Here is a 22720-nt window from a genome sequence, read left to right on the forward strand (position 1 = left end):
AACTAAAAGCCTTAGCTGCGCTGCCAGACGAGGAGGAACGCCCGGATGATGCTGCCAAAGGCGGGCGCCCGTTCGAGCGTCTGCTTGGGCATAGCCAGGGGAGCGTCGGGAAGGCCATCTATGGGCTGAAAGGGCTGGTGCTTCATACCGGTTCTCCACGCCACTGATAAAGCCATGCTTCCGTCAGTGGTTCGCCACCGGACCCAATGCTGGCCCGCAGCTCGATAAGGCTCTGACCTTCCGTCTCGACATCGAGGACCAGACGCCAAAGTCCGTTGGCGTCGATCTGCGAGAAGGTCGACGATGTAATTTCACCGGCCGATGCCTTGGCATCGACTTCGAAGATGGTGTCAGGCGACAGGTCAGTCAGGCGTCCGCCGTCGAAATCGATGACAAACTTCCGCAGGCTGGCGGCATTTTCGACACCAGAGACACCGCCCTGGCCGATGCGGGTTTCCACCACATGAGCCAGTTCAGCATCGTCTCGTGGAACGAGATCGCCCCAAATCAGGCGGTAGCCATATTCACGTTCCTGGCCAGCCTTGGGCGGATCGTTCGGAATCCAAAACGCTGCGATGTTGTCATCGGTTTCCGACCTTGCCGGAATTTCGATGAGACGCACCTGGCCCTGGCCCCAATCATGGGTCGGTTCCACGCGCATCGACGGGCGGCGTTCATAGTGCGCGCCGGCATCCTGATAGTTTTCAAAATCGCGGTTGCGTTGATAGAGCCCGAAAGCCCGGACATTGGCATCCCAGAAAAAGGAATTACCCAACTGCGGCGTATTGTTTAGCTGGCGCCACTGCGGCAGCCCCGCCTCGGGTTCGAACACGAGGCCGTTGCAATCGTGCACCTGCGGCCGGAAGTCATCGAACTCGTGACGATTGGTTTCGGCAAAGAGGAACATCGAGGTCAAAGGCGCGATGCCGATTTCCCCGATATCGCTGCGGAAGTAGAGCCGCGCGGTGACATCCATCACCGTTTCCTGCTGATCTTCGTTGGCAGGCGAGATCAGGAAACGATAGGCGCCGGTAACGCTCTGGCTTTCGAGCGCGGCATAGACCGTCAGCGGGCCGGGGCCAGTGGGGCGCTCGACATAGAATTCGGAGAAGCGCGGAAATTCCTCGGGGCCTTCGCGCCAGGAATTGATCAGGAGGCCACGCGCGCTCGAACCATAGATATTGCCGCGGCCGAGGGCGCGGAAATAGCTGGCGCCCAGAAAAGCGACCAGTTCGTCGGCAAGGTCGGGCCGGTTGATCGGATAATTGATGCGAAAGCCGGCAATTCCCGGAAACTCGGCGGTCTCGATCGCCTTGCGCTCTGCGTCATCATCGAAGTGATAGATGAAATCGTCGCTGCCGAAGGCGAAGGGATGGGCGTCGCCATCGGTGATTTCATAGACCGAGACGGTTTCCTTGAAGAGCCAGCCGGGAGGAAAGGCCTGAATCTGGAAGCCGTGGCCGTCGCCCCGCCAGCGTGCCTTGTCCGTATTGAACTGGACGCGGCGATAGCCGTCATAGTTGAGGCCGGCATAGATATCGGAATCGATCAGCACCGGGCTCTGATAGGGCTGGGCCGCCAGCGCCTTCATGCGCGCGGAAAAGCTCTCATAGTCGAAAGCCCCCGACATGGGTTCGAGGGCAGCGACCACCTGGGTCAGCGAGGTACTGGACAACAGAGCGATGGAAGCGGCGGCACCGGAGAGGAAGGCGCGCCGAGACAGACGATTGGAAGGGGCGTGAAGCATTTGTGACGCTATTTGTTCTCTGCTTTCCATCAATTTCCGGCAACGCCGCCAAGCCGGGAAAGTTGTCGCATGGCGGACATGCGCCTCGCGCATAGCCTTGAAGAGGAGCCGAACAGGGTTTTGCCCCCCTGTTCACCACTTCGTTACGCGCTGGCGGGGCTTGGCTAAGGGGAAAATGGGGCGAAAGACTGGCGCGTGAACAATTCGTTAAAACACTGTCACATTCGCGTGGTGACAAAAAAACCCGGAGACAGGAGCCTCCGGGGTCTTCAAGACAGCGATGTTTTTTGGGGTCAGGACGCCAGCTCGTCCGGCAGCCCCGTGTCACTCTTGCGCTTGAGCAGTCCCTGCACGGCGCGGATGATGGCAATGCTCCAGATCAGGAGCGTTGCGACACCGAGCACACCGGCCACCGGTCGGCCGAAAAAGCCCAGCAGATTGCCATCGGCGATCATCATCGAGGTGGTGAAGTTGGTCTCGACCAGCGGCCCCAGCACGATGCCCAGAATGATCGGCGCAATGGCGATCATCCGCGCTTCGAGCACATAGGCCACGACACCCGCACCCAGCATCAGCCAGACGCCGAACATGGAATTGTTGATCGAATAGGACCCCACGATGCAGAAGAGCAGGATGGCGGCATTGAGCAGCGCACGCGGCACTTCAAAGATCCAGCGGGCCGATTTGGCGGCAACCCAGCCGAGCGGCAGCATCAGGATATTGGCGATCGCGAAGACGATCATCACCGCATAAAAATTCTGCGGGTGAATGGTCATCAGGGTCGGGCCGGGATCAAGCCCCTTCATCACCAGCACGCCGACGGCAATCGCGGTCACCGCGTCGCCGGGAATGCCGAAGACCATGGCCGGGATCCAGGAGGCGCTGAGCGCGGCATTGTTGGTGGCGCCGGCTTCGACGAGCCCTTCCGGATGGCCCTTGCCGAACTTTTCCGGCTCCTTGGAGGTGCGCTTGGCCAGCGAATAGGTGATCCAGGCGGCAAGGTCGCCGCCGACGCCCGGCAGCGCGCCGAGCAGCGAACCGATGACTGAGCCGCGCACCTGGTTCTTGCGATACTTCCACAGCGCCGCCATCGTCCCCTCGAAGGGGTTTTTCAGGTTCATCTGCGGCACTTCGGCCATGGCCCTACGGCCGGCACGCATGACTTCGGAAACGGCGAACATGCCGATCATGATCGGGATGAAGCTGATACCGCCCATCAGTTCGAGATTGCCGAAGGTAAAGCGCGGCGTGGCCGTCAGCGGATCCATGCCCACCTGGGCGATGAAGAGGCCGAGCAACAGCGCCAGCGCGCCCTTGACGAGACCGCCCGAGGAGATCAGCGCCGCACAGGAAAGACCCAGGGCCGCGAGCCAGAAATATTCAAAGCTCGAAAAGCCCAGGGCCGCCTTGGCGAGCATGGGCGCAGTAAAGAGCAGGAACAGGAAGCCGAAGAGGCCACCAAGGACCGAACCGACAACGCCGATGCCGATGGCAAGACCCGCCTTGCCGTTCTGGGCGAGGCGATAGGAGTCTTCCACATAGGCAGCAGAAGCCGGCGTGCCGGGAATGCGCAGCAGCGTGCCCGGCAGGTCGCCCGCCGTGATCGCCATGGCCGTACACGAGATGATGGCGGCAATGGCGGGAATGGGCGCCATATAGAAGGTGATCGGCACGAGAAGCGCCGTCGCCATGGTGGCGGTCAGGCCCGGAATAGCGCCGACGAATAGGCCGAAGACGGCCGCGAGGAAAATGGTGACCAGCGTCTCGACGTTGAAAACGAGGCCAACCGCAAGGGCGAATGCTTCCATGGCGGGCTACCCCAGAATACCGCGCGGCAGCGGAACGCGCATGGCCGCGGTGAAGACGAAATAGATGGTCGTCGTAGCGATCGGGCTGAAAATCACTGCCGAAAGCCATTTGCCGCCACTGAGCAGGACGACGCCGACCGAGAACAGCGTGCCGGCGACGAGGAAGCCGAGATAGGGCATGGCGAGGATGACGGCGATGAGCGACGCCACGACGCCGATGGCGAACCAGGTGACGAGCGGGGGCGCGTCATCCTCGGGCGTGTCGCGCACGACCCAGCCCTGAATGGTGAGCGCCACCCCCATGATGGCCATGCCGGCCCCGACGATGGACGGAAACAGGCCTGGACCGACATTCATGCCGGGCAGCGTCTGCATGGTCAGCGCCTGCTGCAGGATCGCTGCGCCACCCAGGGCGAAAACGACGCCGAGCGCGCTGTCCAATGGAAATGTTTGCCTCATGCGCTTCTCCTGAAAGCACCGAACTCATGCGCACCGAATTTGGAAAGGGCCGGTGCGAAAAGCGAAAAACCAGAGCGCCGGATCCATGAGGGAGGAGGATCGCATGGCGCCCTGGGCCGATGACAGCCGGGAGGTGCATCCCGGCCGTCCTGGAGCGGTGAGGTCTCTTACTTGGCGAGACCGACGGCCTGCAGGGCCTTGCCGATCGAGTCGTCGGCGTCCTTGAGGAAGGCCTCAAAGCCTGCAGCGTCACGGTAGTCGATGCCGAAATTGCGCTGGGCCATGAAGTCCTTGAACTCCTGCGAGTTCACGACCTTTTCCATGGCTTCCGAGAGGCGCACCTTCACGTCTTCCGGCAGGCCCTTGGGAGCGGCAATGCCGCGCCAGGCATAGGCGGCCCACTTGTTCCCCAGCGCTTCTTCGGCGGTCGGCACGTCGGGAGCGGCGGCAACGCGCTCATTGGCGGCAACGATCAGCGGCTTGACTTCGCCAGCGTCAACCATCGGACGGGCATCCGGCATGGTGGTGGTCACGACGCTGATGGCGCCAGAAGCCAGGAGCTGAAGGCTAGCCGAAGCCCCTTCCGAGGGAACCCAGGGAGCAGCTGCCGGATCGATCTCGTTGGTCACGAGTACGCCGGCCCAGCCCAGATGCGCCATACCGCCCAGATTGGCGCCGGAAGCTTTCACCGAACCGGGATTGGCGCGGATCTGCGAGAGCAGGTCTTCGATCGTCGGGCCATCGGCACGCACGAACACGGCTTCCGGATCGGCGTTGAACAGCGCGATCGGCTCGTAGTTTTCGTAGTTGAGCGGGGAGACACCGGTCCAGTGGTACATGGACAGTTCGGTGGTGATCACGCCCAGCGTATAGCCATCGGGCGGCGAGTAGGAAATTTCGGTGTGGCCGACGATGCCACCACCGCCGGTGCGGTTGATGACGTTGATCGGCTGGCCCAGTTCCTTTTCGAGCAGCGTCGCGATGATGCGGCCCGTCGCGTCGGTGCCGCCACCGGCAGCCCACGGCACGATCAGGTTGATGGCGTGATCAGGATACTGCGCAGCCGCCGGAGCAATTGCCAGGACCGAGAGCGCTAGGGCGCCAGCGAGCGTCTTCAAATGGGTCATTTCTGTCCTCCCAGGAAAGTCGGGTGTTCCGACATACGAACATTACTTGCCGTATTGCAAACTTCTGTACCACATTCCGGAACTAACATGTCAACTCCCCGGCCGGAAAATCTGCATTTCTGCGCAAATAGGCCCAAATATGTTGACACAACAGTGCGATCACTCCTATCAAATGCAGGAATGACGTTCCGTATTGTGGAATTTCATGAATGCGGGGTGCAAATCGGGCCCCGCTTGGTGGAAAAATTTCGGACGTCGATCGCCATGGTGGCGGCCGTCCAGGCCTTGGAGGAATTCGATGAGCAACCCCATCGCGCTCAAGCTGCGCAACACCCTGACGGGCATCCTGCCGCCCCTGTCCATGCCGTTCGACGAAAAGGGCAACCTCGTCAAAGGCGCGCTCAAGGCCCAGGTCGACTTCATGATCGATTCCGGCGTGCGCGGCCTCGTCGTTGGCGGCTCGACCGGTGAGGGTCACACGCTCTCCTCCACCGAATTCACCGAAGCCATGATCGAAGCGCACGACGCCAATGCCGGTCGCGTGCCCTTCGTCGTTGGCCTCATCGTGCAGTCGACCCGCGAAGCCATAGACCGCGTCAAGGCGCTGGGCGACATCAAGATCGACGCCCTGCAGGTCACTCCGGTCCACTATCTCTTCAAGCCGGGCCGCGAAGCCACCATCGAGCACTTCCGTGCCATCTGGGAAGAGACCCAGGTTCCGATCCTGATCTACAACGTCATTCCGTGGAACTACCTCTCCATCGATGACATGCTCGCCATCATGGAAGCCGTGCCCGGCGTTGTCGGCATGAAGCAGTCCTCGGGCGACGTGAAGTCGGTGTCCGACCTCATGCTGCGCTCCAAGCCGGAAAACATCGTCCTCACCGGCATCGACGCGCTGCTCTATCCGAGCTTCGCCCTCGGCGCCCACGGTGCCATCAGCGCGCTCACCTGCGCCGTTCCGGGCGTCACCGTAAAGCTCTTCGACGCCGTTCAGGCTGGCGACCACAAGACCGCCAAGGACATCCACTTCCGCCTCAACGCGCTCTGGAACGCCCTGCGCCACGACAACCTGCCGGCCTGCGTAAAATACATCCAGCACCGCCAGGGCCTGCCGCTCTTCCACCCGCGCGCCCCGATGGAGCGCGTCACCGATGCGCAGAAGGCTGCGATCGATGCCGTGCTCGGTCCGGTTCTCGAACTGACCAGCGTGCGCGCCAAGTCGGCCGCCTGATTGACCTGAGGCGGGCCGCCACAGAAGCGGCCCGCCTCCCACCACGACGCCTGGGAGGACGACATGAAAAAGCTGATCAACGACCCCGCCAACTATGTCGACGAGATGCTCGACGGTCTCTGCCTCGCCCATCCGGGCCTTGTCCGCGTCGGCGATGACCGTCGCGCTATCGCCCGCAGCACCAAGATGCGCCAGGGCAAGGTCGGCGTCGTTTCCGGCGGCGGCTCGGGCCACCTGCCGCTCTTTACCGGCTATGTCGGCAAAGGCCTGCTCGATGCCTGCGCCATCGGCAATGTCTTTGAAGGGCCGACCATCAATTCCTGCCAGGACGCGATCGCAGCCGCCAATGGTGGCGCGGGCGTCCTCTGCCTCTTCGGCAACTATGGCGGAGACAAGATGAATTTCGAAATGGCCAGCGAGTTCGCCGCCATGGACGGGGTCGAAACTCGCACCGTGCTCGGCACCGACGACATCGCCAGCGCCAAGCCCGAAGAGAGCCAGAAGCGTCGCGGCGTCGCCGGCCTGATTTTTGCCTACAAGGCCGCCGGCGCGCTCGCCGAACAGGGCGCCAACCTCGACGAGGTCGCGACAATCGCGCAGAAGACCGTCGATCGCACCCGCACCATCGGCGTCGCGCTCTCCTCCTGCCAGATCCCCGGCGCCGCCGGCCCCAATTTCACCATTGCCGACGACGAGATCGAATTCGGCATGGGCATCCATGGCGAACCCGGCATCTGGCGGCACAAGATCCGCCCCGCCGACGAACTCGTCGACGAGATGATTTCCCTGATCCTCGCCGAAAAGCCGGACGGCGCAAACCGCGTCGCTGTGCTCGTCAACAGCCTCGGCTCTACGCCCTTCGAAGAGCTTTTCATTCTCTATCGTCGAGCTGCCCAGCAGCTCGATGCGGCGGGCCTGACGATCGTCAATCCGCTGATCGGGCCCTATGTGACGTCCATGGAAATGGGCGGCGCCTCGATCAGCCTGTGCTTCCTCGACAACGAAATCGAACCCCTGCTTGCGGCTCCCGCCGATTGCCCCTTCTGGAAGGTTGGCTGAACCATGGCCATCACGCTTGCAACCCTGGCCGACGCCATCGCCCGCGCCAACGCCGCCATGTCCGGCCTGACCGACGTGCTCAACGCCGCCGATGCCAAACTGGGCGACGGTGATACCGGCACCATGCTGGCCCGCCTCATCGGCACCTTCGCTGCCGTTGACGTGCGCAATGCCGAAAACCTCGGCGCTGGCTTCATGGCCCTCGCCAAGGCCGGCGCCGCTTCGACCGGCTCCAGCCTTGGCACCCTCATCATCACCGCCATGATGACCGCCGGCAAAGCCACGACCGGCAAGACCGAACTGGCCTGGCCTGACCTCTCCGGCCTCCTCGCCGCCATCCGCTACGCCGCCATGGCCCGCGGCAAGGCCGAGCTGGGCGCCAAAACCATCATCGACGGTCTCGACGCGCTTGCCTCTAGCCTCGCAGGCAAGACGGACGCTGCCGGCGCCGCCATTGCGGCCGAACAGGCCATGGACGCCGTCCTCGCCGAATTCCGCAATCGTCCATCCGCCATGGGCCGAGCCCGCATGTTCGCCGAAAAGAGCGTCGGTCTCGACGATCCGGGCATGCTGGCTTTGGCCGAAATCGTTCGCACTCTGGCCAAAACCACTCAGCATGGCGCAACGCCCGTTGCTTGAGAGCGGCCAAGAAGTGAAATAAGAGGATCAGGCTTTACGGTCGTGCGCGACTGTTCAGCCAAAGTGTTGAGACCCAGCCGATGACCGATACCGATCAAGCTCTGGCCCCAGCCAAGCCGGCCCGCAGCGACGAAAGCCTCAAGTCGCTGACCAAGGTGTCGCGCGTGCTCGACTGTTTCGACACCGCGCACCGCTCGCTGACCCTGGCTGAAATCTGCGCCCGAACCGGCTATCCGCGCTCCACCACGCACCGGCTGCTCGCCGCCATGCGCGAGGTCGGCTTCATCGAGCAGGAGCGCGAACGCGACGCCTATCGCCTCGGCCTGAGGCTCTTCGAACTCGGCAATACCGTGCTCGCCAATCTCGAACTGAACCGCGAAGGCCGCGTCATCGTCGATGCGCTCCATCGCCTGACCAGCCGCGCCGTGCACCTCGCCGTTTTCGACGGTCACCGCGCCGTCGTCATCCAGCGCACCGAAGCCGAGCCCATGCTCAGCAATACCATGGTTGAAAACTCGCCGGTCCACTGCACCAGCGTCGGCAAGGCTATTCTGGCCCATCAGCCCGAAGACATCATCGCACGCGTCATCGGTGCCGGCCTTGAGCGGTTCACTGAGACGACTTTCACCGAGCCCGACGCCTTCCGCGCCGAACTCGATCTCACCCGCCAGCGCGGCTACGCCATCGACAATGGCGAGCACCAGCCGGGCCTCAGGTGCATAGGCGCCCCGATCCGCAACCAGTCGGGCCTCGTCTTTGCCGGCATCAGCATCAGTTCCCCCGCCTGGCAATTGCCAATGGCCGAGGTCGACGAGCTCAACAAGGTCGTCATCTACCACGCCAACCTGATTTCCCAGCGTCTGGGATACGTGCGCTAACCGCGCCATCGCCTCCCTCCTCCGGTTGGCGTGTTTTGGGCTCTTTGCGCCGGTGGCATGTCGTGCCGCCGGCGCTTCTTCATTCGGCTCGTGAGATCAGACTGGTCCGCCGGTCTTGCCGACCGGCCAGATCTTCTGCAGGTCTTCGCCGGCCAGAATGCGCTGGCGGCAGGCGACCTCGTTCTTTCCAAGCTCATCGGCAGCGTCGGCAATCACGCCAACCAGCTCCGAGGGAATGACCACCACGCCGGTCACATCAGCAAAAATGACGTCGCCGGGACGGATGCGAACGCCATCGATATTGAGTTCGGTCTGGAAATAGGTCGCTTCCATGCGGCCCGAGACACCCACCGGGCTCATGCCCTTGGCAAAGAGCGGGTAGTCGAGCTTACGGACTTCAGCGAGATCGCGGACGGTGCCGTTGACGACGGTCGCGGCCGCGCCCTTGGTCTTGGCGCCGCTCGACATCAGTTCGCCGGTGCCCGAACCTTCGGCGCAGGAACTGTCCACCATGAGGATGCCGCCCTTGACCACGGCATCAATAGCGCCGTGATAGACGTCCTGCGGCTGGCCAACGCGCGCGCTCTTTTCGTAGAGCACGGTCGAGACGGGGCCACACACCACCTGGCCAGGCGCCAGCACGCCAAACTGCGAAATGCCCTTCAAATAGCCATAGGGGCCGCGGCCATCGAGCACGTCGTGGATATCGCCCGAATACCACTGGGAAAGCCGCTTGATCGCTGCCCAGTCGGTATTGTTGTAGTCATAAGCCGCCATTGTCTCAGCGTCCCTTTTTTGCGGCGTCGATCGCCTGTTCGAGATAGGTGGTGGAATTGTCGATATGCTCGCGCATCAGCGCGCGGCTGCCTTCGACATCGCCACTGCGAATGGATTGGAAAATGGCCTGGTGCTCGGCGACGCCGTCGGCCTGCGTCTTGCTCGGCACGCGGCTCGTCAGCCGTATAATGTCGGTGATCAGCCCATAAAGATTGGCATAGACGCTGGAGAGGATTTCATTGCCCAGCGACTGCACCAATGCCCGGTGGAACTTGGCGTCGGCCTCGGCATACTGCGCAAAGTCCTTGGCCGCTGCGAGATCCGCCAGCGCGGTCTCGACCTCCTCGGAAACCGCGCCCTCGCCCGCCGCGAGCCGCCCCACCACCTCAAGCTCGAACATGCGCCGCACATCCATGAGCTGCACGAGATAGGCCGGTTCTTCGGCAAAGAGCGTCTTCACGCTCGTTGCGAGCGAGCCGAGGAACTGGTCCACGTCATCGCGGACAACCTCGGCGCGCTCGCCATGGCGGCGACGGACCAGACCCTTGGTTTCAAGGATCTGCAGCCCCTCGCGCACCGAGCGCGTCGAAATCGAAAAGCGGCGCGCCAGCTCGGCTTCCGAAGGCAGGCGCGCGCCCACCTTCAATTCGCCCGTGAGAATTTCCGCCTCGATGGCGGCAACCACCGAAGCGTGGAGCTTTTCCCGGTCTGACGCGCCTGGGGTCACCATGCGGTAAACCCGCCATCGACCACCACATTGGAGCCCGTCATATAGGTCGAGGCATCGGACGCCAGGAACTGGATGACGCCGTTATATTCGCCCTTCTCGGCCTGACGGCGCATTGGCACGCGCTCGAGGAAGTTGTCGACGAATTCCTTATCGAAACTGCCGGTCTTGACGCCGCCGAAGGAGATCAGGTTGCAGCGGACATTCTTTTCCGCCCAATAGGTCGCCACATAGCGCGTCAGGTTGACGAGCCCGGATTTCGAAGCGGCATACGAAACCGCCTTGATGAAGGGCACGCCGTCGCGCTTTTCGCGATAGGCATAGAGCGCCTGATTGGGCGACACGAGGCCGTAGATCGAGCCGACATTGATGATGCTGCCACGGCCCTTCTCGGCCATCTTGGCGCCGACCACCTGGCTGCACAGCATCACGCCGGTCAGGTTGGTGTCGATGATCTCGTCCCAGAACTTCTGCGGATAGACCTCGAACGGCGCATTCTGCTCGGCGCCGCCATCGGGCTTGGAGTCGATGCCGGCATTGTTGACCAGCACATCCGGCACGCCCCAATCGGCGATCACCTTGTCGGTCGCCGCTTCGATGGCGGCCTTGTCGGTCACGCTGGCTTCATAGATGCGGACGCTTTCGCCGAGCCCGGGAAACAGCTCGTCGAATTTTTCCTGCGTGATCGAACGGCGGCTGTAGACCGCCACCTTGGCGCCGGCCTTGGCCAGCGAAGTGGTAAATTCGCGACCAAGCTGCCCCAGACCACCGGTCAGGACCACCACTTTGCCAGCGACGCTGAAAAGGTCAGACATCTATCGCTCCAACTTATGTCATAAGTCATATGTCATAAGGTTGAGGTTATGGATTGGCAAGACGGATTCTCGCTGCAGCATTGTCGGTCCAGAAACGAAAATCCCCGCTTTCGCGGGGACCATCTGTTCGCGCTGGCAATGGATAGGGCAGCCTCAGCTAATCCCACCCAGGCAGACATATTTGATCTCGACAAAGTCCTCGATGCCATAGCGCGAACCCTCGCGCCCCAACCCCGAAAGTTTCACGCCGCCAAACGGTGCCTCGGCCGTCGAAACGAGCCCGGTGTTTACCCCGACCATCCCATATTCAAGCGCCTCGGCCACCCGCCACACCCGGCTCAGGTCGCGCGCGTAGAAATAGGAGGCCAAGCCAAATTCGGTATCATTGGCCTGGCGGATGACGTCGGCTTCGTCCTTGAACCGGAACAGCGGCGCCACCGGCCCAAAGGTCTCTTCGCGCGCCACGGCCATATCCGCCGTTACATCGGCCAAAACCGTCGGCTCATAGAATGTGCCACCGAGCGCCGAGGCCTTACCGCCGCGCACCACCCGCGCACCCTTGCTCAGCGCATCGGCCACATGCTCTTCCACCTTTTCGAGCGCTGCCTGATCGATCAGCGGCCCCAGGATAACGCCCTCGTCAAACCCATTGCCGGTCTTCAGCGTCCCGACGGCTTTCCCGAGCTTCTCGACAAAGGCATCATAAACCCCGTCCTGCACATAGAGCCGGTTGGCACAGACGCAGGTCTGACCATTGTTCCGAAACTTCGCGATCAGGGCCCCGTCGACGGCGGCATCGAGATCGGCGTCATCAAAGACGATGAACGGCGCGTTGCCCCCAAGCTCCAGCCCCAGTTTCTTGATCGTTGGCGCGCTCTGCTTGTAGAGCTCGGCACCAACCTCGGTAGACCCGGTGAACGTCAGCTTCCGCACGATCGGATTGGCCGTCATCTCAGCCCCGATCTCTCGCGCCGAACCCGTCACGACACTGAAAAGCCCTTTGGGTAATCCGGCCCGCTCCGCCAGCGCCGCAATGGCAATGGCCGAAAATGGCGTTTGCGACGCGGGCTTCAGCACCATCGCACACCCCGCCGCTAGCGCCGGTCCCGCCTTGCGGGTAATCATTGCATTGGGAAAATTCCACGGCGTGATCGCCGCCACGACCCCGATCGGCTGCTTCATCACCATGATCCGCGCATCGGCCCGGTGCCCGGGGATCAGGTCGCCGTAAACCCGCCGCGCTTCTTCCGCGAACCACTCGATGAAGCTCGCGCCATAAACGATTTCCCCCGTCGCCTCGGCCACGGGCTTGCCCTGTTCGAGCGTGAGAATCTTGCCCAGATCCTCCTTGTTCTCGATCATCAGCTCGAACCAGCGGCGCAGAATATTGGAGCGCTCCTTGGCGGTGCGCTTCGCCCAATCCTTCTGCGCGCCCTCGGCAAATTCAATCGCCTCGCGCGTTTCCTCGGCGCCGAGCTTGGGCACATGCCCGATCACTTCGCCCGTCGCCGGATTGGTCACCGCAATGCCGGAGCCATTCGCCTCGATCCAGCGATCGCCCACAAGCGCCGCCTGCCGAAAAAGTGTCTCGTCCCGAAGCTGCATCGGTTCTGCTCCCATCGTGATCCGCCTTGCTCGAACAATGCCGCAAGCGTCGTCCCGGTTCTAGCGTGTCGCCAAATGCCCCACGGAAAGTGCGCCGCGACCGCCTTGCCACTGTCATCCGCCGATACTATACACCAGTATAGTATGTGGAGGGTCCACCATGCCCAATAGCCCCGAAGACAAGCAGCGCGCGCTCAATCGCGTGCGGCGGATCAAGGGTCAATGCGAAGCCATCGAGCGGGCGCTCGAAGGCGGCACGGATTGCGGCCCCATCCTGCAGCAGATCGCCGCCGTGCGCGGCGCCGTAAACGGCCTCATGGCCGAAGTGCTCGAAACCTACATGCACGAAGAATTCGCCCATGCCGATGACAGCGGCGGGCAAAAGGTTCAGGAATTGCTGACCCTGGTTCGCAGTTACCTCAAATGACTGGCTCCCTCGCGGGCCCAAACCTCAATAAGGAGCTCCCCAGATGAAATCCCGTGCAGCCGTTGCCTTCGCAGCCGGAAAGCCCCTGGAAATAGTAGAGATCGACGTCGCCCCGCCCAAGAAGGGCGAAGTGCTGATCAAGATCACCGATACCGGCGTCTGCCACACCGACGCATTCACGCTGTCGGGCGATGACCCAGAAGGCCTTTTTCCCGTCGTCCTTGGCCATGAAGGCGCTGGCGTCGTGATCGAAGTCGGCGAAGGCGTCACCTCGGTCAAGCCGGGCGATCACGTCATCCCGCTCTACACCGCCGAATGCGGCGAATGCCTCTTCTGCAAGTCGGGCAAGACCAATCTCTGCACGTCCGTCCGTGCCACCCAGGGCAAGGGCGTCATGCCCGATGGCACAACGCGTTTTTCCTATAACGGCCAGCCGCTCTACCACTATATGGGCTGCTCGACCTTCTCCGAATATACGGTCGTCGCCGAAGTCTCCCTCGCCAAGATCAACCCCGAAGCCAACCACGAGCACGTGTGCCTCCTCGGTTGCGGCGTCACCACCGGCATCGGCGCCGTCCACAACACCGCCAAGGTTCAGGAAGGCGATACCGTCGCCGTCTTCGGTCTCGGCGGCATCGGCCTCGCCGTCATCCAGGGCGCCCGCCAGGCCAAGGCCGGCCGCATTTTTGCAATTGACACCAACCCGGGGAAATTCGATCTCGCCAAAGAATTTGGCGCGACCGACTGCATCAATCCAAAAGATTATGAAAAACCGATCCAGCAGGTCATCGTCGAAATGACCGGTTGGGGTGTCGACCACTCCTTCGAGTGCATCGGCAATGTCAACGTCATGCGCGCCGCGCTCGAATGCGCCCATCGCGGCTGGGGCCAGTCGATCATCATCGGCGTTGCCGGCGCCGGCCAGGAAATCTCCACCCGCCCGTTCCAGCTGGTCACCGGCCGCAAGTGGATGGGCACCGCCTTCGGCGGCGTCAAGGGTCGCACCCAACTCCCCGGCATGGTCGAAGACGCCATGAGCGGCAAGATCGACCTGAAGCCCTTTGTCACCCACACCATGGGTCTCGACGACATCAACCACGCTTTTGACCTGATGCACGAAGGCAAGTCGATCCGCTCGGTCATCAAGTACTGATTTCTGCCCCAACCACGGTGTCATTCCCGCGAAAGCGGGAATCTCTCTTCCGACCGGAGATCCCCGCTTTCGCGGGGATGACGCCGCTGGCACGGGCGGCCTTATTACAGCCCTCCCCCAGAGGACCCCAATCCAATGAACCTCATCGAACAGCACGCCTCCTTCGGCGGCACGCAGAGCGTTTTCCGGCACACGTCGAAAACCCTCAACTGCGACATGACCTTCGGCATTTTCGTGCCCCAGCACGCCGAAGGCGCCCGCCTCCCCGTAATCTACTGGCTTTCTGGCCTCACCTGCACCGAGCAGAATTTCGTCACCAAGGCCGGCGCGCAGGCTTATGCGGCTGAGCACGGCGTCATCGTCGTCGCCCCCGACACCTCGCCCCGCGGCGATGACGTTGCCGATGACCCCGCCTACGATCTCGGCAAGGGCGCCGGCTTCTATCTCAACGCCACAGAAGAACCTTGGGCCGCGCACTTCCGCATGTACGACTACATCGTGGAAGAACTCCCCGCGCTCATCGAAGCCAATTTCCCGGCCAGCGAGAGCCGCTCGATCATGGGCCACTCCATGGGCGGCCACGGCGCCATCACCATCGCGCTGAAAAATCCCGGCCGCTACCGCGCCGTCTCGGCCTTTTCGCCGATCGTCGCACCCAGCCAGGTCCCCTGGGGCGAAAAGGCGTTCACCGCCTATCTCGGCCCCGACCGCGAGACCTGGAAACAACACGACGCAACCGCGCTCCTCGCTTCCGCGACCGAACGCCTGCCCATCCTGATCGACCAGGGCGAAGCCGACGATTTCCTCGCCGAACAGCTAAAGCCCGAAATCTTCACCGCCGAAGCCGCGCGCTACAATCACCCGGTAAAACTCAACCTGCGACCCGGCTACGACCACTCCTACTACTTCATTGCAAGCTTCATCGGCGATCACATCGCGCATCATGCTGCAGCGCTCAAAAGCTGACGCCTCTTGACGACCGCCGCATAGAAAGCACTATCGCGGCGGTCAAACAAAGGCCCACCCCATGAGCGAGCCGGAACGCCGTCCCTTCGTCAGTGCCCGCATGGTGGCCGAACGCGCCGGCGTGTCGCGCTCGGCCGTGTCGCGCACCTTTACCGATGGGGCCAGCGTCTCCGAAGAGACCCGCCGCAAGGTGCTCGAGGCAGCTGGCGAACTCGGCTACCACGTCAATCACCTCGCCCGGGGCCTACGCGAAAGCAGCAATATCGTCTGCCTGCTGGTTGCCGACATCACGACCCCGATCCGCGCTCGTCTCGTCGATGTGCTGACGCGAAAACTGCAGGCGGCCGGCAAGGTGATCATGATCATCAATACCGGCACCGACGAGGAAAGCACCGCCTCGGCCCTGCGCCAAACCCTCAACTATCGCGCCGATGCCACAGTCGTGCTCTCCGGCACGCCCTCGGCCAAGCTGATCGAAACCAGCCTCGCCAACGGCCAGCAGGTGGTGCTGATCAATCGCGACGACCCGCTCTCGGGCTGCCACAATCTCAGCGTCGACAACGAAATGGCGGGGCGCGAGGCCTTCTTTCTGCTCCGCCGCGCCGGCTGCAAGCGGCTTGCCCTCGTCACCTCGACCGCCCGCACGGCAAGCCTGCTCGAACGCGAGCGCGTCTTTGTCGATGTCGCCCGCGCCGCCGGCATGAGCGTTACGGTCATGGCGTCAGGCCCCACCACCTATGCATCGGGCTATGAAAGCGCGCGCCGCCTCTTCGGACGCTCGCAGGGGCCGGACGGGGTTTTCTGCGTCACCGACCTTCTGGCCCTCGGCTTCATGGACGCCGCCCGGCACGAATTCGGCCTCTCGCTTCCGGGCGATCTCTGCGTCGTCGGCTTCGACGATATCGAAGAGGGCGACTGGCAGTCCTACAAGCTTACGACCTTTGCCCAGCCCTTCACCGCCATGGGCGATCATGTGGTTGAACTGCTCGCGCAATCGAGCCCGGCCGAGACCGGCAGGCAGGTTTTCGAACCCGTTCCCATCTGGCGAAAAAGTGTAAGGCCGTCAGCGGACTAGACCGCCGGGCTCACGCCATTTCGATATGCGCACCGCCTTGCACACGTGCGCAATGAACACGCTGTCATCAAAGCGTTATCCAAGCCAAATATCTACATTCGCCGAAAGAGACGCAAATGCACTTGTGTGCAATCGTCATTCGGTGTTGTCTGGTGTCGCAGTGATGCGCCCGGGCATACCCGACATAGATTGGGATGCCCTCCGCATGCTGCCGCAGACGAGGAGGGGAGCCCATGGAGTGGGTGGATGCGCGCTGGCTTGCATCTACCAGTCGGCCTGATGGCCGGTTCATGGACTCCGTCGCCAGCAAGAGCGAAGGTGGCTCACCCCTGGGCTACCGACACGGGAGAGATTGATGAAACGCCGCCACTTCCTGATTTCCGCCGCTGCCGTAACGGCCGGCGTCACCATTATGCCGCGCATGTCCTTCGCCGCCGAAGGCGTGATCGACGTTTATTTCACCTCGGACCAGAACGTCATCGACTTCTGGACCAATGTGGTGAAGCCCAAATTCGAAGCCGCCCATGCTGGCGTCACGCTGAACCTGGTTGACGGTGGCGACAGCGCCGGCGTTGCCGCCATCGGTGACCGCGCTCTCGCAGCGCTCGCCAGCGGTGCTGATCCGCAGGCTGACCTGTTCGAAGGCTTTGATACCCGCGTCACCGTCGACGGTATCGCCAAGGGCCTCTACGTCGACTTCGAAAAGGCTGGTCTGTCGAACTATTCCAAGATCAACCCGCTGGCCTTCGACATTCCGACCAACCTGCCCTATCGCGGCAGCCAGGTTCTGCTCGCCTACGATACCACCAAGCTCGATCCGGCCTCTGTGCCCAAGACCTGGGCCGACCTCGTCACCTGGATCAAGGCAAACCCGGGTCAGTTCATCTACAACCGTCCCAACAAGGGCGGTTCGGGTGGCAACTTCGTCCGTCGCGCCATCTATGAAGTCAACGGCAAGGATCCGTCCAAGTTTACCGTCGACAACTTTACCCCTGAATTCGCCGAGTCGGCCCTCAACCCGGCCTGGGACGTGCTCAAGGACCTCGCTCCGTCGCTCTTTGACGGTGGCGCCTACACTTCGGGTAACACCCAGTCGCTGCAGCTGCTCGGCCAGTCGGCCGTCACCATGATCCCGGCCTGGTCCGACCAGGCCCTTTCGGCCATCGATCAGGGCGTGCTGCCCGAGACCACCGGCCTCGTCCAGCTGCAGGACCTCGGCCTGCCCGGCGGCTTCACCAAGCTCGCCGTGCTCTCCAACGGCACCAACAAGGACGCCGCTCTCAAGCTCGCCGACTTCCTCCTCACCGAGGAAATCCAGTCGGCCGTGCTCACCGAGCTCGGTGGCTTCCCCGGCGTGTCCTGGGACTATGTATCGGCTGACCTGCGTACCAAGTTCGCCGACATCATCCCGGCCTCGATCCCGAACTTCCCGAGCGGCAAGTGGGAAACCGCCATCAATGATGGCTGGTACCGCGCCGTTGCACCGAACGTGGACCCGGCCTCGTGACCGCAACAGAAGCGGGCGCCCTGGCGCCCGCACCCACGCAACGCAAGAGGCCGATTGGCCTCTTGCTCGTGGCCGTCCCCGTCCTGCTCGTTCTCTGGCTCATCATCTGGCCGATCATCTCGGCCATGATCCAGACCATCTGGCTGCCCACGCCCGAGGGCGGGCGCTCGCTCTCGGTCTCGAGCTACGAGTTCTTCATCAACGACCCCTATAGCCGCGCGAACCTGTCGATCACGCTCTGGACCACGGCCGTGTGTGCCGTCCTGCTCCTCGTCGTGTGTCTGCCCATCGCGCTCTATCTGCGCTTTTCCGATTCAAAGCTCGCCGCCTATGTGCAGGGCCTCGCCATCTTCCCGATGTTCGTGCCCTCGATCATCCTCAGCTTCGCCTTCATCCGCGTGCTGGGCCCGAACGGCACCGTCGATCTCCTGCTCAATTCGGTGGGACTCCCCAAGATCAAGTCGCCTTACCTCACCCCCTGGGGTCCGGTCATTGGCCTTGTCTGGGATAATATCCCGCTGACCGTGCTGATCCTGCTTTCGGGGCTGGGCAATGTGTCCAATCAGGCGATCGAAGCGGCACGCGATGTTGGCGCGGGGCGTTTCGCGCTCCTCTGGCACATCATCCTGCCGCGCGTGTCCAATTCCATTCTGGTTGCCATTTCCTTTGCCGTGCTCGGCATCTTCTCGGCCTTCACCCTGCCCTATATTCTGGGCCCTGCGGCGCCGGAAATGATGGGGCCCTTCATGCAGCGCACCTTCCGCGATCTGTTCGATCCCACCAATGCCATCACCCAGGCCGTCATCACCTTCGGCTTCTGTATCCTCTTCGGGCTCTTCTATGTCCGGTCCGTTGCCAAGAACAGGACGCCCTGACATGAGCACAACCATCAAGGTCGCCCGCCCGGTTGACTGGACCGGCATCTTCTTCGCCGTCGTCCTCACCCTCGTCATCGTCGTGCCGCTGCTGGTCGTCGGCACCTGGGCCTTCACCAATGTCTGGCGCTTTCCTTCGGTCATCCCGCAGGAATTCGGCCTCAAGTTCTGGTACCAGACGCTGGCCCGCGCCGACGTCTGGAGCTCGATCACCATGAGCCTGACGCTGGCCACCACGGTCACGCTGATCTCGGCCGTGATCTGCCTGCCAGCCGCCTATGCCTTTGCCCGCATGGACTTCCCCGGCCGCGATATCCTGTTCTTTTCGTTCCTCGCCGGCCACGCCTTCCCCAAATTCGGGCTGCTGGTTGCGATTGCCGGTATCTTCCTGCAACTCAACCTCATCGGCACCTTCTGGGGCGTCGTCCTCATCCAGCTCGTGGGCACGCTGCTCTTCATGATCTGGATTCCGGTTGCCGCCTTCCAGTCGGTTGACCGCCGCATGGAAGAAGCCGCAAGGGATGTCGGCGCCTCGCCGTTCCGCGTCTTCTGGTCAATCACCCTGCCCCAGGCCGGCCCGACCATCGCCGCGGCCCTTCTGCTGAGCTTTGTTGGCACCTTTTATGAAACCGAAGGCGCCTGGCTCATCGGCGCGCCGCAGGTGCGCACCCTGCCGGTGCTGATGATCTCCTTCATCAACAACCAGCCGGTCATCCAATATGGCGCGGTGCTCTCGGTCCTTCTCTGGGTCCCAAGCTTCATCGCCCTGCTCTTTGCCCGCCGCGTCGTCAATTCCGGCTCCTTCGCCAAGGGTTTTGGGGCGTGATGGGCGCCGCCAATCCCACCCATCTATCGTCACCACCGGGCTTGTCCCGGTGGTCCACAGCCATCCACAGGATGGCTGACCCGCAGCGCCTGCCGTGGATTGCCGGGACAAGCCCGGCAATGACGACCCGTTCAAAATCCCAACCGATCCAATTGGACCGGGAGTAAAAATGTCCGTCCTCACCATAAAAGACGTCACCAAGCTTTTTCCCGGCGGCACCAAGGCCGTGGATTCCTTCTCCCTCGAAGTGGCCGACGGCGAACTCGTCTGCCTCCTCGGCCCTTCGGGCTCGGGCAAGTCCACGCTGCTGCGCATGGTCGGCGGTTTTGAAACGCCCTCCGCTGGCCTTATCGCCATCGATGGCGAAGACATCACCCGCATGCCGCCGGAAAAGCGCCCGACCGGCATGGTGTTCCAGAGCCACGCACTCTGGACGCATATGGATGTGTTCAAGAACCTCGCCTTTGGCCTCAAACTCCGCCGCCTGCCGGCGACCGAAATCAAGCGCAAGGTCGAGGCGGTGCTCGAACTCGTCGGCCTCGGCGGCTATGGCTCGCGCCGCGTCACCCAGCTTTCGGGCGGCCAGCAGCAGCGCGTGGCCCTGGCCCGTTCGCTGGTGCTGGAGCCCAAAATCCTGCTCCTCGACGAGCCCTTTGCCAGCCTCGACCAGCACCTGCGCGAGCGTCTGCGCGAAGAAGTCCGCGACATTCAGCAGCGTGTCGGCATCACCACGCTCTTTGTGACCCACGGTCAGGACGAAGCCCTCTCCATGGCCGACCGGATCGTGGTCATGCGCGATGGCGGCACCGAGCAGATCGACCGCCCGGACGTCGTCTATCGCAACCCGCAGACCCCTTTCGTCGCCGGCTTCATCGGCACGATGAACCTTCTCGAAGGCACGGTGGCCAATGGCATCTTCACCCGCGCCAGCTTCAGTCATCCGCTCGCGGTTGCCGATGGCCCGGCGACCCTTGCCATCCGCCCCGAAGCGCTCGATGTGACGCCAGCCGAACCCGGCGCTGCAAAGGTCCATCGCGTGACCGACTATGGCACCCATGGCCTTCTCGATCTCGACCTGCCCGATGACACCCGCCTCAAGGCCATGGTCTCCCATCCCGCCCAGTACCGTCACGGCATGGGCGTCAACCTGACGCCGCGCGCCGTCTCGGCCTATCGCAACAATGCCCAGATTTTCCGGAGCGAAGCATGAGCGATCCGCTTTATCTTGAGCGGAACGGTCACCGCACCTGGCTCAAATGGCACCGTGGCCGCCGCAAGGCGTCCGACCCGGTCTTCACCGGCAGCCGCATTCTCGAAGCCATGCGCCTCGGCGCCAGCGTCGAGGTTGATCTCGTCATCCATGCCGACCATGGCTGCGCGATCCTCCACAATTTCTCGCTCGACGAAGAAACGACCGGCACCGGCCTCGTGCGCCAAACCCCGGCCGAGACGCTCCGCCAGTTGCACCTGAGGCGCAATGACGGCACCGTGCTGCCCGATCGCGTCATGCTTCTCGAAGATCTCTGCGCGCTGCTTGCCAAGGAAGCGCCGCACCCCGATGCGCTGCTACAACTCGACTTCAAGGAAGACTCTTCTGCCCTCACGCCCGACGTCGTTGCCAATTTCGGTGCCACTGTCGGTCCCGTTGCGGGCTCGATGATTCTCTCGGGCGGCGACTTCAACGCCATCAGCACCCTTGCCGGGGCAACGCCGAACCTCAAATCGGGCTACGACCCCTGCTATGGCGGCTCTCTCGCGCGCCTCAAAGCCACGGGCGACTATGCCGAGTTCATCAACAACGCACTCGCCACCGCGCCCGATGCCGAGATGATCTATCTCGCCTATGAGATCGTGCTGGCGGCCGAGGATGCCGGCTTCGACATCGTCGCGCCCATTCACGCGGCCGGCCGGCGTATCGATGCCTGGACCATCCGCACGCTCGATAGCACCACACTGCCCCAAGTCGGGCGCCTCCTGGCGCTCAAAGTCGACCAGATCACCACCGACGACCCAGAGGGGCTGAAGGCGGCCCTCGCATCATGACGCACGATTACAACACGATACTCGCCGACATGGTCGCCGTCGCCCGCGAGGCCGGCGCGCTCACCCTCGAGCATTTCGCGCGTTTTCGCGACATCGAGATCGGTGTGAAGGGCCCGGGCGACTTCGTCTCCGATGCTGACCGGGATTCGGAAACCCTCATCCGCGATCGCCTTCTTACGCGCTATCCCTGGGGCCTCACCGGCGAGGAATTCGCCCCGGCCGAACGCGACGACGAGACCCATCGCTGGCTCGTTGACCCCATCGACGGCACCACCAATTTCCTCAACGGTCAGCACTATACGATCACTATCGCGCTGCGCCGCGGCAACGAGACCATGTGTGGCCTCGTCTACAATCCCGTCGCCGACGAGATGTTCACCGCGCTCAAGGGCGGCGGTGCCTTCCTCAATGGCGAGCGCCTCAATGTCAGCCGCTCGACCGATATCGCTATGATGTGCGTCGGCACCGGCCTGCCGACCCCCAATCTCTCGCTGCACCCGGGCGCTTATACGAGGCTCGACGCCATCCGCGCCCCCATCGGGGCCGTGCGCATAGTCGGCAGCGCCGCCAATTCCTGCGCCTGGGTCGCCTGCGGGCGCCTCACCGGCTATTTTGAAGAAACCGGCTTCGTCGATACCGCCGCCGGCATCCTGCTGGTCGAAGAAGCGGGCGGTGTGGTCACCGACTGGTGGGGCCGCGGTCCTGAGGTCTTTGAAAAGACCGGCACACTGGTCGTCGCCAATGCGGCGACCCATGCCTATCTTCTCGATCACCTCCGCGACGTGCCGCCGAAAAATCCCTAAGGGTTCAGCTGGCGGGCCAGCCCCTGGCCCGCCGCAAACACCGCGTCGAAACGCGCCCGCCAGCGAGCGCTGTCGTCCTCGCCACCAAAGTCGAGCACAGCCGCAGCAAAGCCTTCCGGCAGCGCGTCGAGTTGCCTGAGCATGGCCGGCATCTTCTTGTCGCCGGGGAA

General features: G+C 62.9%; 23 protein-coding genes. 14 read left to right on the forward strand and 9 right to left on the reverse strand.

Annotation, left to right across the window (positions count from 1 at the left end; genetic code table 11):
* Positions 1-11: 11 nt before the first annotated feature.
* The 5 genes from J0I64_RS01645 to J0I64_RS01665 form a co-directional block, all read right to left on the reverse strand.
* A complete protein-coding gene (locus tag J0I64_RS01645) occupies positions 12-146 on the reverse strand; it encodes a hypothetical protein (RefSeq protein ID WP_291405784.1) in 135 nt (44 codons plus the stop codon).
* The gene (locus J0I64_RS01650) at positions 143-1747 is read right to left on the reverse strand and encodes a glucan biosynthesis protein (protein ID WP_291405786.1); all 1605 of its coding nucleotides are present in this window, start codon (positions 1745-1747) and stop codon (positions 143-145) included. The genes J0I64_RS01645 and J0I64_RS01650 overlap by 4 nt, the downstream gene beginning before the upstream one ends.
* A 293-nt stretch (positions 1748-2040) precedes the next feature.
* The gene (locus J0I64_RS01655) at positions 2041-3555 is read right to left on the reverse strand and encodes a tripartite tricarboxylate transporter permease (protein ID WP_291405788.1); all 1515 of its coding nucleotides are present in this window, start codon (positions 3553-3555) and stop codon (positions 2041-2043) included.
* 6 nt (positions 3556-3561) lie between these two features.
* The gene (locus tag J0I64_RS01660) at positions 3562-4014 is read right to left on the reverse strand and encodes a tripartite tricarboxylate transporter TctB family protein (protein WP_291405790.1); all 453 of its coding nucleotides are present in this window, start codon (positions 4012-4014) and stop codon (positions 3562-3564) included.
* 167 nt (positions 4015-4181) lie between these two features.
* Positions 4182-5141 (reverse strand): tripartite tricarboxylate transporter substrate binding protein, encoded by a 960-nt coding sequence (locus tag J0I64_RS01665; protein ID WP_291405792.1) that lies wholly within the window; start codon positions 5139-5141, stop codon positions 4182-4184.
* Positions 5142-5439: 298 nt separating this feature from the next.
* Here J0I64_RS01665 and J0I64_RS01670 point away from each other — a divergent pair, with 298 nt between their 5' ends.
* The 4 genes from J0I64_RS01670 to J0I64_RS01685 all read left to right on the forward strand — a co-directional run bounded on the left by J0I64_RS01670 (position 5440) and on the right by J0I64_RS01685 (position 8951).
* Positions 5440-6375: a dihydrodipicolinate synthase family protein gene (locus tag J0I64_RS01670; RefSeq protein ID WP_291405793.1), complete on the forward strand. Its 936-nt coding sequence runs from the start codon at positions 5440-5442 to the stop codon at positions 6373-6375.
* Between the two features lie 63 nt (positions 6376-6438).
* Positions 6439-7434, forward strand: coding sequence for a dihydroxyacetone kinase subunit DhaK (locus J0I64_RS01675; protein ID WP_291405795.1), 996 nt, complete (start codon positions 6439-6441; stop codon positions 7432-7434).
* A gap of 3 nt (positions 7435-7437) precedes the next feature.
* Positions 7438-8073, forward strand: coding sequence for a DAK2 domain-containing protein (locus J0I64_RS01680; protein ID WP_291405798.1), 636 nt, complete (start codon positions 7438-7440; stop codon positions 8071-8073).
* 80 nt (positions 8074-8153) lie between these two features.
* On the forward strand, positions 8154-8951 hold the full coding sequence (locus tag J0I64_RS01685; protein ID WP_291405800.1) for an IclR family transcriptional regulator: 798 nt from the start codon (positions 8154-8156) through the stop codon (positions 8949-8951).
* 96 nt (positions 8952-9047) lie between these two features.
* Here J0I64_RS01685 and J0I64_RS01690 read toward each other — a convergent pair whose 3' ends face one another.
* The 4 genes from J0I64_RS01690 to gabD form a co-directional block, all read right to left on the reverse strand.
* A complete protein-coding gene (locus J0I64_RS01690) occupies positions 9048-9728 on the reverse strand; it encodes an RraA family protein (RefSeq protein WP_291405801.1) in 681 nt (226 codons plus the stop codon).
* Positions 9729-9732: 4 nt separating this feature from the next.
* Positions 9733-10458: a FadR/GntR family transcriptional regulator gene (locus J0I64_RS01695; RefSeq protein ID WP_291405803.1), complete on the reverse strand. Its 726-nt coding sequence runs from the start codon at positions 10456-10458 to the stop codon at positions 9733-9735.
* Positions 10452-11270 (reverse strand): SDR family oxidoreductase, encoded by an 819-nt coding sequence (locus J0I64_RS01700; RefSeq protein WP_291405805.1) that lies wholly within the window; start codon positions 11268-11270, stop codon positions 10452-10454. The genes J0I64_RS01695 and J0I64_RS01700 overlap by 7 nt, the downstream gene beginning before the upstream one ends.
* A 153-nt stretch (positions 11271-11423) precedes the next feature.
* A complete protein-coding gene (gene gabD, locus J0I64_RS01705; RefSeq protein ID WP_291405807.1) occupies positions 11424-12875 on the reverse strand; it encodes an NADP-dependent succinate-semialdehyde dehydrogenase in 1452 nt (483 codons plus the stop codon).
* 160 nt (positions 12876-13035) lie between these two features.
* Here gabD and J0I64_RS01710 point away from each other — a divergent pair, with 160 nt between their 5' ends.
* From J0I64_RS01710 to J0I64_RS01755, 10 genes are all read left to right on the forward strand, one after another.
* Entirely contained in the window at positions 13036-13302 is a 267-nt protein-coding gene (locus J0I64_RS01710; RefSeq protein WP_291405809.1) for a metal/formaldehyde-sensitive transcriptional repressor, read from the forward strand.
* A gap of 43 nt (positions 13303-13345) precedes the next feature.
* Positions 13346-14455, forward strand: coding sequence for an S-(hydroxymethyl)glutathione dehydrogenase/class III alcohol dehydrogenase (locus J0I64_RS01715; RefSeq protein ID WP_291405811.1), 1110 nt, complete (start codon positions 13346-13348; stop codon positions 14453-14455).
* 135 nt (positions 14456-14590) lie between these two features.
* On the forward strand, positions 14591-15421 hold the full coding sequence (gene fghA, locus J0I64_RS01720; protein WP_291405813.1) for an S-formylglutathione hydrolase: 831 nt from the start codon (positions 14591-14593) through the stop codon (positions 15419-15421).
* A gap of 61 nt (positions 15422-15482) precedes the next feature.
* Complete coding sequence (locus tag J0I64_RS01725) at positions 15483-16496, forward strand: substrate-binding domain-containing protein (protein WP_291405814.1); 1014 nt, start codon at positions 15483-15485, stop codon at positions 16494-16496.
* Between the two features lie 355 nt (positions 16497-16851).
* Positions 16852-18003, forward strand: a complete 1152-nt coding sequence (locus J0I64_RS01730; RefSeq protein ID WP_291405816.1) for an extracellular solute-binding protein — start codon at positions 16852-16854, stop codon at positions 18001-18003.
* A complete protein-coding gene (locus J0I64_RS01735; protein WP_291405818.1) occupies positions 18000-18878 on the forward strand; it encodes an ABC transporter permease in 879 nt (292 codons plus the stop codon). Before J0I64_RS01730 ends, J0I64_RS01735 begins: the two co-directional genes overlap by 4 nt.
* Before the next feature lies 1 nt (position 18879).
* Positions 18880-19704, forward strand: a complete 825-nt coding sequence (locus tag J0I64_RS01740) for an ABC transporter permease (RefSeq protein WP_291405820.1) — start codon at positions 18880-18882, stop codon at positions 19702-19704.
* A gap of 169 nt (positions 19705-19873) precedes the next feature.
* The gene (locus J0I64_RS01745) at positions 19874-20914 is read left to right on the forward strand and encodes an ABC transporter ATP-binding protein (protein ID WP_291405823.1); all 1041 of its coding nucleotides are present in this window, start codon (positions 19874-19876) and stop codon (positions 20912-20914) included.
* Positions 20911-21747, forward strand: a complete 837-nt coding sequence (locus J0I64_RS01750) for a glycerophosphodiester phosphodiesterase family protein (RefSeq protein WP_291405825.1) — start codon at positions 20911-20913, stop codon at positions 21745-21747. Before J0I64_RS01745 ends, J0I64_RS01750 begins: the two co-directional genes overlap by 4 nt.
* Positions 21744-22550: an inositol monophosphatase gene (locus tag J0I64_RS01755; RefSeq protein ID WP_291405827.1), complete on the forward strand. Its 807-nt coding sequence runs from the start codon at positions 21744-21746 to the stop codon at positions 22548-22550. The genes J0I64_RS01750 and J0I64_RS01755 overlap by 4 nt, the downstream gene beginning before the upstream one ends.
* Positions 22551-22720: the final 170 nt, after the last annotated feature.

It is taken from the genome of Devosia sp. (genome assembly GCF_017307565.1).
Lineage (GTDB): Bacteria > Pseudomonadota > Alphaproteobacteria > Rhizobiales > Devosiaceae > Devosia.